Below are 15234 nucleotides of genomic sequence, written 5' to 3' on the forward strand. Positions count from 1 at the left end.
CCCTCCTCCCCCGGATTCCGTGCCATGACCCAGACCTCCTCCACCGCCGAACCTGCCCTTCCCCTCCCTCACGCCGCGAGCGCCCAAGGTCTCTCGACCGGGCTCACCTTCATCATGGCCGCCGCCTGCGGCCTCATCGCTGCCAATCTCTATTATGCCCAGCCGCTTGCCGGTCCGATTGCCGAAGCCATCGGGCTGCCGCTGCATGCAAGCGGGCTGATCGTCACGCTCACCCAGGTCGGCTACGGCCTCGGACTGCTGTTCCTCGTGCCGCTCGGCGATCTCGTTGAAAACCGCAAGCTGATCCTGATCATGATGGGCGTGGTCACCGCCGCGCTGATCGCCGCCGGTCTTGCCACCACGCCGCTGCCGTTCCTCGCAGCTTCCCTGTCGATTGGGCTCGGCGCCGTCGCCGTGCAGATGATCGTGCCCTTCGCCGCGGGCCTTGCCCCGGATCACGCGCGCGGAAAGGTCGTCGGCAATGTCATGAGCGGACTGATGGTCGGCATCATGATGGCGCGGCCGATCGCGAGCCTCGTTGCGAAACTTGGCTCCTGGCACACGATCTTCTTTCTCTCGGCTGCCGTCATGGTGGCGCTCGGCGCGCTTCTCGCCGCCAAGCTGCCGCGGCGCGTTCCAAAGACCCATCTCGGCTATGTCGCACTGATCGGCTCGATGGGGCGGCTGCTCACGACGCAGAAAGTGTTGCAGCGGCGTGCGGCCTATCAGGCGTTCCAGTTCTCCGCCTTCAGCCTCTTCTGGACGGTCACGCCGCTTTATCTCGCAAGCCCTGCCTTCGGCCTGACGCAGACCGGCATTGCGCTTTTTGCCCTCGCGGGCGTTGCCGGCGCCGTCGCCTCGCCGATTGCCGGACGGCTTGCCGACCGGGGTCTCTCCCGCCCCGCCACCGCCTTCGGTCTGTCGAGCGTGCTGGCAGCCTTCCTCATGACCCTGGTCACACCCGAGGGATCATGGATCGCGCTTGCCCTTCTGACGCTTGCCGCCGTGCTCCTCGATTTCGGCGTCACCACCACGCTGGTCACCGGCCAGCGCGCCATTTATGGGCTCGGTGCCGAGTTGCGCAGCCGGCTGAACGGGCTGTTCATGGCGATCTTCTTTACAGGCGGTGCCATCGGGTCCGCGGTCGGCGCCTATAGCTATGCCCATGGCGGATGGGCTGCGGCAGCGCTTGTCGGAGCGGCCTTGCCCACAGCGGCACTGCTCGTCTTTCTCACCGAGTTCCGCAGACGCTGACCCGCGCCGCGCGAACCCTGCATTCGAAACCCAAAGGGGCGGCCTCCAGGTCCCAAGACCCGAAAACCGCCCCTTCCCCCCGGCCCCCGCCGTAGTCGAACTTATTCGGTCAGATTGATCTGTTCTGTCTGGCCACCTTCGCAGGTGTAGCAGCAGTCTTCGCAGGTCTCGGCATTTTCCGGCCCGACGCCCCAGTAGCTCTCCTTGTCGCCGGAAATCCAGGCGCCGTAGCAGATCTTCTCGCCTTCGTCGCAGGAGAGCGGAATCTCCTTGGTCTCACCATCGTCGAGATAAAAGACCTGGTTGTTGCCCGGCCAGACATAGTCGCGGTCCTGGCTGTACAACTCGACCTCGACCGCGTTCGGATGATCGTTGCGCATGACAAAGGTCACATCTGCGGCAAAGGCCGGCGCGACGGCGGACAGCGCCAGCCCTGCAGCCAAGCCGATCATTGTCCTGCGTCTTGCCATGCTTGCCCCCTCTGCCCAAAAAAGCCTATTGGGGCGGGACCATAAACATATGGAAACGCTTATGGAAAGGGTGAACCCGGACGTTTTTTGGGCTGAATGTCCGGCAGCCTTCAACCCAATCGCTTGTAGAAGATCACGGTGTCGCAGAAGCGCCCGTCCGGGTAGAGCGCATAGTCCGGAATTTCGCCCGAGCGTTGCCAGCCGAGCTTCTCGTAGATCCTCTCCGCCAGCTCCCCTTTCGCCGTGTCAAGCACCAGCAGCTTGCGCCCTGCCTGCGCTGCTCCCGCTTCGGCTGCCGTCATCAACGCGGTCGAAAGACCATTTCCGCGTGCTGCCCGATGCACGAGCAGCTTCATCAGATCGGCCCGATGCGGCTGATTGGGCTTCAGCGCAAAACCGATCTGCACCGTACCCACGAGCCGGTCTTCAACGAAGGCGCCGTAGAGCAGCACCTCACCGCGCCCAACAGCCTCCGCCACGCCCCGCCAGAACGCGTCGCCCTCCTGCGCGGTGAAGGGCGGCATGAATCCGACCGAGGCATTGTCGGCGATACAATCGGCCAGCACTTCAGTGAGTGCCGGAATGTGTTCGAGGGCCTCGTTGGCAGAGAGCTGACGGATATCGGGCATGAGATCTTCCGGGTGCGCGAGTGGCGGGATGTGAAGTTCAGGGTCCAAGCGCGATGACCACGGCATAGCGGGCCGGCGCGTCGGTCGGGTTATGGTAGGCATGGACGTCGCCGACATTCATGTAGAGGCAATCGCCCGCCTCCAGCCGGTAGACATCATATCCGACCGTGAGTTCGATGACCCCCTCGAAGACCCAGACATGCTGGGTCTGGCTGCGCCCGGTCGGTCGGCCGGGAAAACGGACATGGGCATGCGGCGGAAACTCCACTTCGACGATATCCGTGCCGCTGCCCGTTCCCGGCGGCGAGACGGCACGGCGCAGATAACCGCTTTCCGGATCGCGCCAGACCGGCTGGCGGGCGCGGCGCATCAGTGGATCGGCCGCCTCGCCTTCATCGGCAAAGAAGACGGAAAGCGAGACGCCGAGCGCCGAACACAGCCGCGCCAGAAGGGCCGCCGTCGGGCTTGCCTCCGCCCGCTCAATGCGGGAAATCATCGCACGGCTGACGCCGGACGCCTCGGCGAGTTGATCGAGCGTCAAGGCGCGTTTGACCCGCAGCCCCCTGATGCGCTCGCCCACCGTCTTTTCGAAACCGTCGTCCACATCTTCCATGATAGTAGAATTGACGACTACGATCGTGGAGTCAAGAGCCGGAAATCGGTGGAACACTTCCCCGTGGAAAGGCTTATGGTGACGGGACAGCAAAAGGGAACATCATGCGAAAAATAGGTCGGGTGGCGGAGCTATGGCGATATCCGGTCAGTTCGGTCGGCGGGCAATCGCTGCCGCAGCTCGACGTTTCCCCCGCCGGCATCGAGGGTGACCGCCGCTTTGCGCTGTTTGATCCGGCAAACGGGCTTGCGGCCGCGCCTGAGCGGGAGCCACGCTGGCGGCCGGCGCTGTTCCTCGATGCCTTGCGCGACAAGTCAGCTCTGCTGCCGCAGCTGCGCTTTCCGGATGGCGAGACCTTCTGGCTGGATGATTCTCGGCTAAACCACCGGTTGGAGGCGCATTTCGGCTTTGCCGCGGGCATCGGAGCTTATGGCGGATTGGATGACGGGGCGGACATGCGTTTCCCCATCGTTTCCAACCGATATGCCCCGGCCGCGCTGCATCTCGTCACCACGGCCTCGCTCAGGGCTCTGGCCGACGCCGGAACCCTGCCGCCGCTCGACCATCGCCGTTTCCGCCCTTCCGTCCTGATCGAGACGGAAGAGGGCGACGGTTTCCTTGAGAACGCCTGGATCGGACACGACATCAAAATCGGCGCGACAATGGTTACCGTGACCGAGCCGACCCGCCGCTGCGGCCTGACGATGGTGGCACAGCCCGCGATCGACGAAGAGCCGCAGGTACTGCGCACGATCATGCGGCACAATGCGCGCAACCTCGGCGTCTATGCGACGGTGCAGGCGCCCGTCACCCTTTCGGTCGGCGACCCCGTCTATGCCGGGATCTGAAACAGCGGTGCCTCGCCCGTCTCGGGTGCAACATCTGCGAGAATGGCCTCGGCCACCGTCTCGCCAATCTCGCACGCGCTGGTGATGCCCTGCACAAACGGTTCCTTGTGCAACAGGAAGGCGATGGCCGCGCAATAGAGCCGGTTGTTGAGAGGCCCGTCGATCTTCGGGCGGTAGTGCTCGTCGACATCGATCCCGCCGGTGCGCACCGTATCGGGTCCACCCTCCAGCGTGTGCAGAGCGCCCGTGCGAGGCGTTGAGGATTCCTTCACGCCGCCCTGGGCAACGAGGGTCGGGAATGGCAGGTCGGTTGCCGACAGCGTCTCCTGACCGGTCGCATCGATAAATGAGCCGAAGCGATGCTCGACGTCACCGACGATGACACGGGCGCCACGCTCCGCGCCGCTCTCATCCGTCTCGATCCGGTAGTCGTCCCCAAGCTTCAGGATATCCAGCTTGCCCGCACGCGAGAGGGCCAGCAGGCGTCGGATGGAGGTGAGCGGCACCGTCGCATAATCGTCGATGAAGATCGTCTTGAAGTGTTTGTGGAAGCGCTTCAGGTCCTCTTCGTTCAGATGGGGAATGACGCGCGCAACAATCTCGTGGGTGATCAGGATCGCATAGCGCCAGGGCACCGTATATTCTTTCACCCTGTTGTCTTCGACTTCCGCCAGATTGCGCGCCGCCCAGACGAAGGGATCAGACTCGATGCGGTCGGCGTAGTAAGCCGCAGCAAACGTCTCGACCGTCAGCTGCGACAGCCCGATGCGCGCCGCATAGTCGGGGTCGGCGGTGACGATTTCCCGGCGGAACAGCTCGAAGACATCATCGAGCAGATCATGGCGGCCGGTCGCAATCAAGGCATCGATCGCCTCGTTCGTGCAGACCTTCGGCGTCTCATAGGGCAGCGGACAATAGAAGTCTGCTTCGGGCAACACGCCCTTGCGCGACATCATCGTCGCGTGGAATTCCTCGGTTCCCTCGGCCGGCTGATATTGCAGATCACCCGCCACATCGGCGTAGAACATGCCCCGCGCGGTTGCCACCGTCATCAGCGCATCAATGCTGCTGAGCGAGGTGCCGAGAATGCCGACGCGTTCGTTTCGCACCGTTTTCAAGGCCGTTGCCGGCCAGGGCGAGACGAAATAGCCGGGCCGGATCTCCGTTGTCTCCGGCCAGTTATGACCTGTCGCCATGACAACATGGTCGTAGAGCGCATCATGCCGACCATCCGGATTTTCGACGCCGAGCCGGATCTGCTCTGCCTGCAGTTCGATATCGATGACCTTGTGACGACCAAACACATTGACGACATGGCCTTTTTCGGCAGCCGCCAGACAGAGCCTCTGGAACTGTTCCTGCATATAGTCGCCAAGGACCACGCGCGGATAGAATTCCCGCTCGTCGATTGCTGTGCGCTGGATGCCCAGCTGCAGCAACCGATCATCGCTTTGCCGCCGCAGCCAGTCGACCAGCGTCTCCGCAAAGGCCGGCAGCTCGATGCTCGGGATGTTCGACAGCATCGCCGGGTCATTGACGTCGGGGTGGTAGGGCGTTCCCTTTCCCGGTTCTCCCTCGGCCTCGTAAAGCGTGATCGACAGGGGAACGGTCGAGCCAATCAAATGTTTGAACGTATAGAGGCCGGTCGGACCCGTGCCGATGATCGCGATTCTGGGATGCATGTGGTTCTCGCTGCCGTGCGAGGGATCTCGCATGCGGTTACGGTAGAATGTGCGATGCCGCCCCAAGGTTCCCGGCCTTCACGGCACAACTCCCGCGATGTGCTCCGGAACAATTCGGCTAGCTGCGCCCTTTTCCTGTCATGACAACCAGCCGGAGGATATCCCGATGATTTCTGCAGATCAGATTCGCGAACACATGGAAGTACGCGGCCTTGACGGCGCCCATGTCGGCACCGTCGATCACATGGACGGCGAAAGCCGCATCAAGCTCACCCGCACCGATTCGATGGACGGCCAGCACCACTACATTCCGCTGGACTGGGTCGATCACATCGACGAGCACGTGCACCTGTCGAAGAATTCGGACGACGTGAAGCGCGACTGGTCGGTCAACTGATCGACCTGGCTGGCATGATGCCGGCAAACCGAGAGGGCCGTTCCGCGGTAGCGTGACGGCCCTTTTCTTTGTCTGGACGGAGGCTCAGCCGCCGACCTGGGCGATCCAGTCGGGCAGGCTGTAATAGTTGGAGATACGAGCGACCTTGCCGTCGCGGATCTCGAAAAAGGCGCCGGCCGGCAGGCGGTAGGTCTGGCCGTTTGCTTCCGGCAGGCCCTCGTCGGTTGCCAGATAGGTGCCGTTGACGATGAATTCGGCCGCACCCCGCGTCCCGTCCTCGTTCACCATCACCACCATGTCGGTCAGCTCTTCCTTGTAGCAGCGGTTCATGTGATCCATGAACTTGCCAAAGGCTTCCTTCCCCGTCTGGCGTGCTCCCTGGTTGATGTCATGGGCAACGTCGTCGGTCAAAAGCGCGAGGAAACGGTCCATGTCGCCGGCATTGAAGGCATCGTAATAGGCGCGGATGGTGTCAGCGGCGGTCATCAATCACTCCTCGTCGTGGAACTGCTTTCGTCGTATGGGCTTGAGCGGTATAACCGCTCGGCAACGGACTGAACACACTCTATGGCGCTTACCATCCAATCCTTTTCCGGCAGCGACGCCGCGCCCTTTTTCGGCGACCTGGCGCGGCTTAGAACCACCGTCTTCCGCGCCTTTCCTTATCTCTACGAGGGAAATCCCGCTTACGAGCAGACGTATCTCTCGACTTATGCGAAATCGGAAGGCTCGATCTTCGTGCTGGCGATCGATGATGGCACCGTCGTCGGCGCCTCGACGGGAACGCCGATGATGTCAGAGACAGAGGAGGTGCAGGCGCCGTTCCTCGCAGCCGGCCTCGATCCTGCCCAGTATTTCTATTTCGGCGAAAGCGTCCTCCTGCCCGCCTATCGCGGACGCGGCATTGGCGTCGCCTTCTTTGACGGCCGCGAGGCCCAGGCGAAAAAACTCGACCTGCGCTACTGCACCTTCTGCGCCGTTGAGCGTCCAGCAAACCACCCGAGCCGCCCGGCCGACTACCAACCGCTCGACGCCTTCTGGCAAAAGCGCGGCTACACCCATCATCCAGAACTTGTCACGGCCTTCTCCTGGCGTGACCTCGATGAGGCCGAGGAGAGCCCGAAGCCGCTGTCTTTCTGGATCCGGGATCTGGGCGCGTGATCTCAGCATGCTGGCGCAAAACGAATGGGCGCGCTATGATGGTGAGGCACAGAGCGGAGCAAAGCCGATGCCTGCCCTCACCACGATGACGATCGAACTCAGCCAGGATGTGAAGGACAAGCTCGACGCGCTTGCGTCCGGCACGGAGCAAAGCAGCACGCGCCTCGCCAGTGAGGCAGTCGGCACCTTCGTCGAAGAAGAATTCGCCCTTCGAGACGCGATCGAACGAGGCAAGGAAGATGGTCGCGCGGGCAGGGTCGTCTCCCATTCGCGGGCGATAGCCGACATGCGGGACGCCATCGACGCGGCGCGCCGGAACCGGGCGAAATAGCGATGGCGCGTCCGGTCGTCTGGTCGGTCGATGCCTATCGGGACACGCTGGCCATCCTCCGGCACATCGCAGAAGACGATCCAGACACCGCCGAACGTATCGTGGACATCATCGAAGATGCAGGCCACCGCCTCGGTGAGAGGTCAACCGGCAGACCCGGTCGCGTCGCGGGCACATTCGAAAAATCTCTCGCCCCGTTGCCCTGGATCCTTTGTTATTCAATCCAAACCGACGCGGACCATGAAAGCGTGCTGATCCTGCGCGTGATCCATACGGCCCGCAACTGGCCAGGCGGCACCTGGCCCGAGTCGGATTGATCTGCCCGCTGCTCACCCCGACACCGCCGCCCGCCTGCCCTCCAGAAACCGTCGCTCGGCCTCCCCCGGACCGAGCGCGAGTGCGCGGTCATAGGCGGCGACGGCTTCCGGCAATCGTCTGAGCCGCGCCAGCAGATCCGCACGGGCAGCGTGGAAGGGTAGAAAGTCGTGGAGCGCCTCGACATCGAGCCGATCGAGTTCGGCCAGTGCCTGCGTCGCACCCGTCACTTCCGCCATTGCCACCGCCCGGTTGATCCGGATCACAGCATCGTCGCGCAGTTCGATCAGGATGTCATAGGCCGCCAGCACCGCCTTCCACGGCGGCGGGTCAGCGAGGCTCTTCCTGCCGCACCACAGCGCATGGATCATCATCTGCAGAATGCGCGGCCCGGGGCCTGAAATCCCGAGTGCCCGCCCGCAGTAGCGCCGGGCCTCCTCGATCAGCGGCTTCGACCACAGCGCCGGATCCTGCTCGGCGAGCGGCACCATGATGCCGTTCCCGTCCATCCGGGCCGGCCGCCGCGCTTCGGCAAAGTGGATGGTGGCGGCGAGCGCCAGCACTTCCGCCTCCCTAGGCAGCATCTCCGCCAGCAGCGCCGTCACCTCAAGCATCTCGCGGGCGAAACCCGCATGGCGGCCGGTGCCCGCCGCATCCTCATGCGCCTTGGCATAGGCCACTTCCAGCGTCGAGAGAACGGCTGCCAACCGCTCGGCCCAATGTTCCGGCCCCGGCACCTTGAAGCTCACGCCGGCTTCCGCAATCTTGCGCTTGGCGCGCACCAGCCGCTGCGCCAGCGTCGTCTCCGACACCAGAAAGGCCCGCGCCACCTCCTCCGTCGACAGGCCGCAGATCATTTTCAGCGTCAGTGCCGCCCGGCTGTCGGCGCCGACGGCCGGGTGGCAGCAGACGAAGATCAGTTTCAGCCGTTCATCCGGAATGACGGCATCGTCGCTGGCGAGCCTGTCTTCGGCTGTCGGTTCCGGTTCGGGTTCATCAGGACGGTTCTCGGCTCTGGTGCGCCTTCGTCTCAGGATGTCGAGGGCGCAGCGTTCGGCCACCCGGTAAAGCCAGGCGGCCGGATCGCGCGGCAGGTCTGGCACCTCTTTCTGCCCGCCACCCCAGGCCTTCACCGCTTTCAGGCAGCTTTCGGCAAAGGCTTCTTCGGCAAGGTCGAGGTCGCGGTAACGGGCGGCGAGGGCCGCACGAATGCGTCCGCCCGCAGCCCGAAACGTCTCATCAAGAACTCCGCCCCTCATCACCTCAGCGTTTTGCCACCATGCCCGGCGGCATCGGCAGCACGGGCCGTACCTCGATGGCCCCGTCCTTGGCCAACGGCACCTGTCTGGCAATGGCGATCGCTGCGTCGAGGTCGTCTGCCTCGATGACGTAATAGCCACCCAGCTGTTCCCGAGTTTCGGCAAAGGGGCCGTCATGGATGGTCTGCTTGCCACCTGCCGTGCGCACGGTTGTGGCAAAGGCCGAACCCTTCAGACCTGCTCCTCCCACGCGCTTGTCGCCGATCTCGGCGACGAAGGCAAAATGGCGCGGCCCGAGATCCGCCATGATCGGCCCCATCTTGTCCGGACCGCCGAAGATTTCCTCGTTTTCATAGATCAGCAGCATGTATTGCATCGTCGTCGCCCCTCCTTCGGGCCCTGCGGCACCACCCGTCGGCACCGTCGATGAAGAGACGCGGCAGTCGACGCGGATTCGACAGAGCTTTGAAAAATTTCCAGCCCGCACACTATCGGCGAGTGCGACGCCCGTGGCAACGTCCAAGCCTGGCGGTAAAGCGAGCGGCCCCCCAGACCCCAAAACCGCCGCGAGGGCCTGAAAAACCCGATCTTTCCGCTTTGCGAGAACTGGGCCCGCTGCTATATGCGCGAACCATGAGCACCGATCGCACGCCCCTGAGCCACATCCGCAACTTTTCCATCGTCGCCCATATCGACCATGGCAAGTCCACCCTCGCCGACCGTCTGATCCAGACGACCGGGGGCCTTGCCGAGCGCGAGATGTCCGAACAGGTGCTGGACTCGATGGATATCGAGAAAGAACGCGGCATCACCATCAAGGCCCAGACGGTGCGCCTGCACTACAAGGCCAATGACGGCGAAACCTATGTGCTGAACCTGATCGACACGCCCGGCCACGTCGACTTCGCCTATGAAGTCTCGCGCTCGCTGTCGGCCTGCGAAGGCTCGCTGCTGGTTGTTGACGCCTCCCAGGGCGTCGAAGCCCAGACGCTCGCCAATGTCTATCAGGCGATCGACAACAATCACGAGCTGGTCACGGTCCTCAACAAGGTCGACCTCCCGGCCGCCGAGCCTGAGCGCATCAAGGAACAGATCGAGGAAGTCATCGGCATCGATGCCTCCGAAGCCGTGCTGATTTCGGCCAAGACCGGCTTGGGCATCCCCGACGTTCTCGAAGCCATCGTGCACAAGCTGCCGGCGCCGAAGAGCGAAGGCGGTGAAAAGGCACCGCTCAAGGCCCTGCTCGTCGACAGCTGGTACGACACCTATCTCGGCGTCATGGTTCTGGTGCGCGTGCTCGACGGCGTTTTGACCAAGGGCCAGGTCATCCGCATGATGGGCACGGATGCCAAATACAATGTCGAGCGCGTCGGCGTACTGACCCCGAAAATGGTGTCGGTCGATTCACTCGGGCCCGGCGAGATCGGCTTCTTCACCGGCTCGATCAAGGAAGTGGCCGATACCCGCGTCGGCGACACGATCACCGAAGACAAGCGCCCGACCGCCAAGATGCTGCCGGGCTTCAAGCCGGCCCAGCCGGTCGTGTTCTGCGGTCTCTTCCCCGTCGATGCCGCCGATTTCGAAGACCTGCGCGCTGCCATGGGCAAGCTGCGCCTCAACGACGCCTCCTTTTCCTTCGAAATGGAGAGTTCCGCCGCTCTCGGCTTCGGCTTCCGCTGCGGCTTCCTCGGCCTCTTGCATCTCGAAATCATCCAGGAGCGCCTAGAGCGCGAATTCGATCTCGACCTGATCGCGACAGCCCCCTCGGTCGTCTACAAGCTGTTCATGACCGACGGCACGGAGCGCGAGCTGCACAACCCGGCCGACATGCCCGACGTGGTCAAGATCTCCGAAATCCACGAGCCGTGGATCAAGGCAACGATCCTCACGCCCGACGATTATCTCGGCGGCATCCTGAAACTCTGCCAGGACCGGCGCGGCATCCAGACCGAACTCACTTACGTGGGCAAGCGCGCGATGATCACCTATGAGCTGCCGCTCAACGAAGTGGTCTTCGATTTCTACGACCGCCTGAAGTCGATCTCCAAGGGCTACGCCTCCTTCGACTACCATCTCGACGGCCATCGCGAGGGCAACCTCGTGAAAATGTCGATCCTCGTCAATGGCGAGCCGGTCGATGCCCTCTCGATGATGGTGCACCGCATGGCAGCCGAAAAGCGCGGCCGCGACATGTGCGAAAAGCTCAAGGACCTGATCCCCAAGCACATGTTCAAGATCCCGATCCAGGCCGCCATCGGCGGCAACGTGATCGCCCGCGAAACCATCTCGGCACTCCGCAAGGACGTGACCGCCAAGTGCTACGGCGGCGACGCATCCCGCAAGCGCAAGCTCCTCGACAAGCAGAAGGCCGGCAAGAAGCGCATGCGCCAGTTCGGCAAGGTCGAGATCCCGCAGGAAGCGTTTATCGCCGCGCTGAAGATGAGCGACGAATAGGCTTCTCAAGCAGCGCCATCTGCCGCATAATCCAGACTCTCGAGAGAGGGCTGGAGCACGTGCATGGCACAGACATCGCGCAAGCAGGGCAATGGCAGCATCGCCGTCGACGAACGGCTGCTGCAGGAAGCCCGCGACCTGAAGCTCGACCTGTCGCGGGCCGCGACTGACGGCATCGCGCGCGCCGTGAAGGCGGAGAAGGAACGGCTGTGGAAGATCGAGAATGCCGAGGCGATGAAGGCGTCCAATGACTATGTCGAGAAGCACGGGCTGCCGCTTGCCAAATACCGGATGTTCTGATGGAACCTGCCTAAGTCTCTGCATTGGACTCTGAACTAGAAACAAATACCCAACATTATTGAATAGCATAACTGAGCAATCTACGTTTGGACAAAATCGACGGAGTTCTCATGCACAAATTCAGAATACTCAAAACCGAAAAGGGCGAATTCCGCGTCCAGTTCGTCTACAACTCTGAGATTATGGTCTGGTCGGAAAACTACACTTCCAAAGCCAGTGCTAAGAATCTCGTGGAGTCGCTGAAGAAAAACGCACCGAGTGCACCAGTGATAGATCTCACAAACGAGGAGACCGGCAGCGGCTACCGTTTCGAAATTGATCAGGCAAAGAACGGCGAAACTTTCTTGCGCTTCCGCGCCGTCAATGGCGAAATCATGGTTCGTTCGGAAACCTACAAATCGAAAGCAAGCGCCAAAAATTGCGCAGAGTCGATCCGGCGAAGCGTGGCTAATGCCCCTTTACTAGATCAGGCACTTTGAATAGCTTGCAAGCTATGATTTTGAACAAACAGGTTGCGCACGCATGGAGATGAAAGTCAGCCATGTTAAAAATCCTCTTTTAATCATAGCTATTTTTGCCGGGATTGCTGAGGTCTCGGGTACGGTCGTGCTGCCTCTTGTCGAACCTACTACGCAGACCGTGTTTGTCTGGTTCTTGATGACTTTTCCCTTCTTCCTTGTGTCTCTGTTTTTTCTTGTTTTGGTCTTCAAACATCACGTTCTTTACGCTCCGTCGGACTACAAGAACGAAGATAACTTTATGGATCACTCTCGTCCCGCTAAGGCAAAAGACGTGCACGATAAACGTGTGCAAGAAATTCTGCAAGCACAAGAACATTTCGCAAATGATGAAAGTCCAGCAAACCCTGAATGGGTAGATAAAAATTATGATTCAGCGCAAAAATCGAACTATATCTCCGCACAACAGTATCAGATCGTTGAATCTTGGGCATTAGAAAAATTCCAACAAGATCTTGATATTACAATATCGAAAAACGTTCGTGTTTCCGGAAACTCCGATTATATTTTTGATGGCATCGGATGGACAAATAAGAATTTATATGTATTCGAGATTAAACTTGTGCAAAAAAATACACGAGATGAAATCGTCGAAACCTGGTCGTCAGAACTTTCGCAAGCAATCTCTCAATTTAAAAACTCTGACCGAGGGGTTAAGCTGCATGTGGCTTTCGTAAGCCTAGATCCGAACCTTTCAGAAAGAAGACAGGACGAAATTCTTCGTTTGTTTAAAAGCTATTTAGGCGGAGTCGATCTAACTGTCACTTTTTTCAGCATTTCGGACTTTGTACTGGAGACCGGTATTCAGCTACAATAGGAATTCCTTCACTTGCCGAGTTTCAACGATGTCGATCGAAGCCCGCAAAGCCAATGACCTGACCGTCAGTAAAGCCCTCGTCACCGAGGCCGAAGCCCTCAGCCTCGACATCACGGGCGCCGCCGAACAGGGCATTGCCCGCGCCATCAAGGCCGAAAAGGAACGGCGCTGGAAGATCGAGAATGCCGAGGCGATCAAGGCCGACAATGACTATGTCGCCAAACATGGCCTACCATTTGCCAAATATCGGATGTTTTGACGATGGCGCGATTTCGGGTCCATCGCCTGAAATCGGAAGACCAAATGGTCGTGGATCTACGATCCGACTTCCTGCATGACCTGCCGACACGGGTCGCCGCCCCGCTGCAGCCGATCGAAACGGTCTCCTGGGTCATCGCGCGCCTGACACCTCGCTTCGAGGTTGGCGGAAAGAACTATGTCATGGCAACCCACCGTCTCGCGGCTCTTCCCCTGTCTGAGATCGGCCCCTCCATCGCCGATCTCTCCACGCGCGCCGACGAGATCACCGCCGCCACCGACTTCCTCTTCCAGGGCTTTTAACCGCGACTTGCCCGCCCGCGCCCATCGCGCTAGCATTCGCATGCAATCATAAGCCGATGAACGGATGAAGGGGGAGACGGGCATGCACAAGTTCAAGATCCTGAAGACCGAAAAGGGCGAGTTCCGCGTCCAGTTCGTCTACAATGCCGAAATCATGGTCTGGTCGGAAAACTACGCGTCGAAGGCGAGCGCGAAGAACTGCGTCGAGTCGCTGAAAAAGAACGCGCCTGCGGCCCCCGTCATCGACCTCACCAAGCAGGAAACCGGCAGCGGCTACCGCTTCGAGATCGATGAAGCCAAGAACGGCGAAACCTTCGTCCGCTTCCGCGCCGCCAATGGCGAGATCATGGTGCGCTCGGAAACGTATAAGTCGAAGTCCAGCGCCAAGAACTGCATCGAGTCGATCCAGAAGCGCGCGGCGGAGGCTGTTGTCGACGAGGTGGAGTGAGATTCGGCGGGTGTGTCCTACCTCCCCCTTGCGGGAGACGGCGGAAAATCGAAGGCTTAGGCGAGTGTAAGCCGCCTAACCTTCAGATTTTGCTGGTGAGGGGGCCGGTTCCGCTGGCACCGACATCACCAAGTCCCTCTCTTGCGAAATCCGAGGTTTGACCCTGATCAGTTGTCCCTGAGTGCCCGTGTTTGGATCCTCGGGTCAAGCCCGAGGATGACGGAGGGTGGGGAAGCTGCGGGGTATCCTCCGCAGACGTTGCCATCTTCCGAAGCAGGAGAGGAGGATACTATCCTCTTGGCACAGTCGTCATCCTCGGGCTTGACCCGAGGATCCAAACACAAGCTTGCCAACGGTTGGACGTTAGCTGCTACCGGCGCCGCCCCTGATCGCCGTTGCAACAAGTTGCACCTGAGCGCTTCGCGCCACCTTCTCCCCGATGGGGAGAAGAGAAAACGCTCCTAAAACCCCTCAATTCCGATAGCCGCAGGGGGATGAACTCCAGCGATTATTCAACTGAATCAAACCCCGACACATTTTTTCATCCCCGCCCATTTTTCCTCTCGTAGACTCTGGGCTGTTCCGCCCTCGGATACACCTGACGATGCGATGTCAGGCGAGGCGGGGCCGGCGCCGGGGAGTAGCACTGTCGCAGGTGCAAGACCCCGGCCCGCTGCAACGGTCTCCCTCCGGACGTGGGGCTGGAACGAGGGGCTGGCGGTCGGATGCCGCCAAACCTGGATACCCCGATCGGAAGGACGTGCCTCAGAGGCACACAGACAAGGCGCCAATGCTGTCGCGAACATCCAGACAGGTGCACCATCCGGCGGGAACCTCCCGGGCCACCGGCCAGGCTGAAGCGTCACTCTCGTGGTGATGTCGAAGCCGGACCCGCGCCCGGTCAATCCTGGAACGCAAGTTCCAAGGACCGTCGCCGCCTTGCCAGAGGGACGCATGCAGCGGGACAAAACGCCGAACGAGGCGCCGGAAGGAGCCACATACATTTACTTAGACAGGTTGCTTCTGGCGCCTCGTCCGAGACAAGCAGACCCGAACCGGAGGGAGTTGATCCCGACCGGCGGCGAAGCTTGAGGTTTTTGACAGTTCAGTTCCGGAAGGGTGGGAGAGCGGGCCACAAGCGCGGAGCCCATCTCCCCCTTGGTGGGGGAGAAAGCGA

The 15234-nt window shown here is 61.1% G+C and carries 20 protein-coding genes; 13 read left to right on the forward strand and 7 right to left on the reverse strand.

Translation table 11 applies throughout. The features are described from left to right. Nucleotides 1–24: 24 nt before the first annotated feature. Nucleotides 25–1254, forward strand: coding sequence for an MFS transporter (locus tag ASE36_RS07530; protein WP_062277164.1), 1230 nt, complete (start codon nucleotides 25–27; stop codon nucleotides 1252–1254). Between the two features lie 101 nt (nucleotides 1255–1355). On the opposite strand, the gene ASE36_RS07535 is transcribed toward ASE36_RS07530, so the two are convergent. The 3 genes from ASE36_RS07535 to ASE36_RS07545 all read right to left on the reverse strand — a co-directional run bounded on the left by ASE36_RS07535 (nucleotide 1356) and on the right by ASE36_RS07545 (nucleotide 2966). Continuing rightward, nucleotides 1356–1706: a hypothetical protein gene (locus tag ASE36_RS07535; protein WP_062277167.1), complete on the reverse strand. Its 351-nt coding sequence runs from the start codon at nucleotides 1704–1706 to the stop codon at nucleotides 1356–1358. A 128-nt stretch (nucleotides 1707–1834) separates the two neighbouring features. After that, nucleotides 1835–2353 carry a GNAT family N-acetyltransferase gene (locus tag ASE36_RS07540; RefSeq protein WP_062277170.1) on the reverse strand — a complete coding sequence of 173 codons (519 nt, stop codon included), beginning with the start codon at nucleotides 2351–2353 and terminating at the stop codon, nucleotides 1835–1837. 37 nt (nucleotides 2354–2390) lie between these two features. Beyond that, entirely contained in the window at nucleotides 2391–2966 is a 576-nt protein-coding gene (locus tag ASE36_RS07545; RefSeq protein WP_062277173.1) for a helix-turn-helix domain-containing protein, read from the reverse strand. A gap of 104 nt (nucleotides 2967–3070) precedes the next feature. On the opposite strand from ASE36_RS07545, the gene ASE36_RS07550 reads away from it, so the two are divergent. Further along, entirely contained in the window at nucleotides 3071–3814 is a 744-nt protein-coding gene (locus ASE36_RS07550; protein ID WP_082510889.1) for an MOSC domain-containing protein, read from the forward strand. On the opposite strand, the gene ASE36_RS07555 is transcribed toward ASE36_RS07550, so the two are convergent. Continuing rightward, on the reverse strand, nucleotides 3799–5496 hold the full coding sequence (locus ASE36_RS07555; protein ID WP_062277181.1) for an FAD/NAD(P)-binding protein: 1698 nt from the start codon (nucleotides 5494–5496) through the stop codon (nucleotides 3799–3801). The genes ASE36_RS07550 and ASE36_RS07555 overlap by 16 nt on opposite strands. Nucleotides 5497–5662: 166 nt before the next feature. On the opposite strand from ASE36_RS07555, the gene ASE36_RS07560 reads away from it, so the two are divergent. Continuing rightward, nucleotides 5663–5893, forward strand: a complete 231-nt coding sequence (locus ASE36_RS07560) for a DUF2171 domain-containing protein (RefSeq protein WP_062277184.1) — start codon at nucleotides 5663–5665, stop codon at nucleotides 5891–5893. An 84-nt stretch (nucleotides 5894–5977) separates the two neighbouring features. On the opposite strand, the gene ASE36_RS07565 is transcribed toward ASE36_RS07560, so the two are convergent. Beyond that, nucleotides 5978–6379 (reverse strand): ketosteroid isomerase-related protein, encoded by a 402-nt coding sequence (locus ASE36_RS07565; protein WP_062277187.1) that lies wholly within the window; start codon nucleotides 6377–6379, stop codon nucleotides 5978–5980. A gap of 81 nt (nucleotides 6380–6460) precedes the next feature. Here ASE36_RS07565 and ASE36_RS07570 point away from each other — a divergent pair, with 81 nt between their 5' ends. The 3 genes from ASE36_RS07570 to ASE36_RS07580 are packed head-to-tail and all read left to right on the forward strand — an operon-like array spanning nucleotide 6461 to nucleotide 7702. Continuing rightward, the gene (locus ASE36_RS07570; protein ID WP_062277190.1) at nucleotides 6461–7054 is read left to right on the forward strand and encodes a GNAT family N-acetyltransferase; all 594 of its coding nucleotides are present in this window, start codon (nucleotides 6461–6463) and stop codon (nucleotides 7052–7054) included. Between the two features lie 7 nt (nucleotides 7055–7061). Then, a complete protein-coding gene (locus ASE36_RS07575) occupies nucleotides 7062–7385 on the forward strand; it encodes a CopG family ribbon-helix-helix protein (RefSeq protein ID WP_244474677.1) in 324 nt (107 codons plus the stop codon). Between the two features lie 2 nt (nucleotides 7386–7387). Next, the gene (locus ASE36_RS07580; protein ID WP_062277193.1) at nucleotides 7388–7702 is read left to right on the forward strand and encodes a type II toxin-antitoxin system RelE/ParE family toxin; all 315 of its coding nucleotides are present in this window, start codon (nucleotides 7388–7390) and stop codon (nucleotides 7700–7702) included. Between the two features lie 12 nt (nucleotides 7703–7714). On the opposite strand, the gene ASE36_RS07585 is transcribed toward ASE36_RS07580, so the two are convergent. Next, entirely contained in the window at nucleotides 7715–8959 is a 1245-nt protein-coding gene (locus ASE36_RS07585; RefSeq protein ID WP_062277196.1) for an RNA polymerase sigma factor, read from the reverse strand. A gap of 4 nt (nucleotides 8960–8963) precedes the next feature. Then, a complete protein-coding gene (locus ASE36_RS07590) occupies nucleotides 8964–9335 on the reverse strand; it encodes a YciI family protein (RefSeq protein WP_062277198.1) in 372 nt (123 codons plus the stop codon). Nucleotides 9336–9592: 257 nt separating this feature from the next. On the opposite strand from ASE36_RS07590, the gene lepA reads away from it, so the two are divergent. From lepA to ASE36_RS23265, 7 genes are all read left to right on the forward strand, one after another. Next, a complete protein-coding gene (gene lepA, locus ASE36_RS07595; RefSeq protein ID WP_062277201.1) occupies nucleotides 9593–11413 on the forward strand; it encodes a translation elongation factor 4 in 1821 nt (606 codons plus the stop codon). Nucleotides 11414–11476: 63 nt separating this feature from the next. Continuing rightward, nucleotides 11477–11713: a type II toxin-antitoxin system CcdA family antitoxin gene (locus tag ASE36_RS07600; protein ID WP_062277204.1), complete on the forward strand. Its 237-nt coding sequence runs from the start codon at nucleotides 11477–11479 to the stop codon at nucleotides 11711–11713. Nucleotides 11714–11823: 110 nt separating this feature from the next. Further along, nucleotides 11824–12192, forward strand: a complete 369-nt coding sequence (locus ASE36_RS23260) for a YegP family protein (RefSeq protein ID WP_062278195.1) — start codon at nucleotides 11824–11826, stop codon at nucleotides 12190–12192. Nucleotides 12193–12235: 43 nt separating this feature from the next. Then, nucleotides 12236–13048, forward strand: coding sequence for a hypothetical protein (locus ASE36_RS07610; RefSeq protein WP_062277207.1), 813 nt, complete (start codon nucleotides 12236–12238; stop codon nucleotides 13046–13048). Between the two features lie 28 nt (nucleotides 13049–13076). Beyond that, complete coding sequence (locus ASE36_RS07615) at nucleotides 13077–13307, forward strand: type II toxin-antitoxin system CcdA family antitoxin (protein ID WP_062277211.1); 231 nt, start codon at nucleotides 13077–13079, stop codon at nucleotides 13305–13307. 2 nt (nucleotides 13308–13309) lie between these two features. Next, nucleotides 13310–13609 carry a CcdB family protein gene (locus tag ASE36_RS07620; protein ID WP_062277214.1) on the forward strand — a complete coding sequence of 100 codons (300 nt, stop codon included), beginning with the start codon at nucleotides 13310–13312 and terminating at the stop codon, nucleotides 13607–13609. 82 nt (nucleotides 13610–13691) lie between these two features. Then, nucleotides 13692–14057, forward strand: a complete 366-nt coding sequence (locus ASE36_RS23265; RefSeq protein WP_062277217.1) for a YegP family protein — start codon at nucleotides 13692–13694, stop codon at nucleotides 14055–14057. Nucleotides 14058–15234: the final 1177 nt, after the last annotated feature.

Origin of the sequence: Rhizobium sp. Root274 (assembly GCF_001429245.1) — a bacterium.
GTDB lineage: Bacteria > Pseudomonadota > Alphaproteobacteria > Rhizobiales > Rhizobiaceae > Allorhizobium.

Excerpts from the sequence above, each read along its gene's own strand:
- ASE36_RS07530 (WP_062277164.1), top strand. The coding sequence starts at position 25 with ATGACCCAGACCTCCTCCACCGCCGAACCTGCCCTTCCCCTCCCTCAC.
- ASE36_RS07535 (WP_062277167.1), bottom strand. The coding sequence starts at position 1,706 with ATGATCGGCTTGGCTGCAGGGCTGGCGCTGTCCGCCGTCGCGCCGGCC.
- ASE36_RS07540 (WP_062277170.1), bottom strand. The coding sequence starts at position 2,353 with ATGCCCGATATCCGTCAGCTCTCTGCCAACGAGGCCCTCGAACACATT.
- ASE36_RS07545 (WP_062277173.1), bottom strand. The coding sequence starts at position 2,966 with ATGGAAGATGTGGACGACGGTTTCGAAAAGACGGTGGGCGAGCGCATC.
- ASE36_RS07550 (WP_082510889.1), top strand. The coding sequence starts at position 3,071 with ATGCGAAAAATAGGTCGGGTGGCGGAGCTATGGCGATATCCGGTCAGT.
- ASE36_RS07555 (WP_062277181.1), bottom strand. The coding sequence starts at position 5,496 with ATGCATCCCAGAATCGCGATCATCGGCACGGGTCCGACCGGCCTCTAT.
- ASE36_RS07560 (WP_062277184.1), top strand. The coding sequence starts at position 5,663 with ATGATTTCTGCAGATCAGATTCGCGAACACATGGAAGTACGCGGCCTT.
- ASE36_RS07565 (WP_062277187.1), bottom strand. The coding sequence starts at position 6,379 with ATGACCGCCGCTGACACCATCCGCGCCTATTACGATGCCTTCAATGCC.
- ASE36_RS07570 (WP_062277190.1), top strand. The coding sequence starts at position 6,461 with ATGGCGCTTACCATCCAATCCTTTTCCGGCAGCGACGCCGCGCCCTTT.
- ASE36_RS07575 (WP_244474677.1), top strand. The coding sequence starts at position 7,062 with ATGCTGGCGCAAAACGAATGGGCGCGCTATGATGGTGAGGCACAGAGC.
- ASE36_RS07580 (WP_062277193.1), top strand. The coding sequence starts at position 7,388 with ATGGCGCGTCCGGTCGTCTGGTCGGTCGATGCCTATCGGGACACGCTG.
- ASE36_RS07585 (WP_062277196.1), bottom strand. The coding sequence starts at position 8,959 with ATGAGGGGCGGAGTTCTTGATGAGACGTTTCGGGCTGCGGGCGGACGC.
- ASE36_RS07590 (WP_062277198.1), bottom strand. The coding sequence starts at position 9,335 with ATGCAATACATGCTGCTGATCTATGAAAACGAGGAAATCTTCGGCGGT.
- lepA (WP_062277201.1), top strand. The coding sequence starts at position 9,593 with ATGAGCACCGATCGCACGCCCCTGAGCCACATCCGCAACTTTTCCATC.
- ASE36_RS07600 (WP_062277204.1), top strand. The coding sequence starts at position 11,477 with ATGGCACAGACATCGCGCAAGCAGGGCAATGGCAGCATCGCCGTCGAC.
- ASE36_RS23260 (WP_062278195.1), top strand. The coding sequence starts at position 11,824 with ATGCACAAATTCAGAATACTCAAAACCGAAAAGGGCGAATTCCGCGTC.
- ASE36_RS07610 (WP_062277207.1), top strand. The coding sequence starts at position 12,236 with ATGGAGATGAAAGTCAGCCATGTTAAAAATCCTCTTTTAATCATAGCT.
- ASE36_RS07615 (WP_062277211.1), top strand. The coding sequence starts at position 13,077 with ATGTCGATCGAAGCCCGCAAAGCCAATGACCTGACCGTCAGTAAAGCC.
- ASE36_RS07620 (WP_062277214.1), top strand. The coding sequence starts at position 13,310 with ATGGCGCGATTTCGGGTCCATCGCCTGAAATCGGAAGACCAAATGGTC.
- ASE36_RS23265 (WP_062277217.1), top strand. The coding sequence starts at position 13,692 with ATGCACAAGTTCAAGATCCTGAAGACCGAAAAGGGCGAGTTCCGCGTC.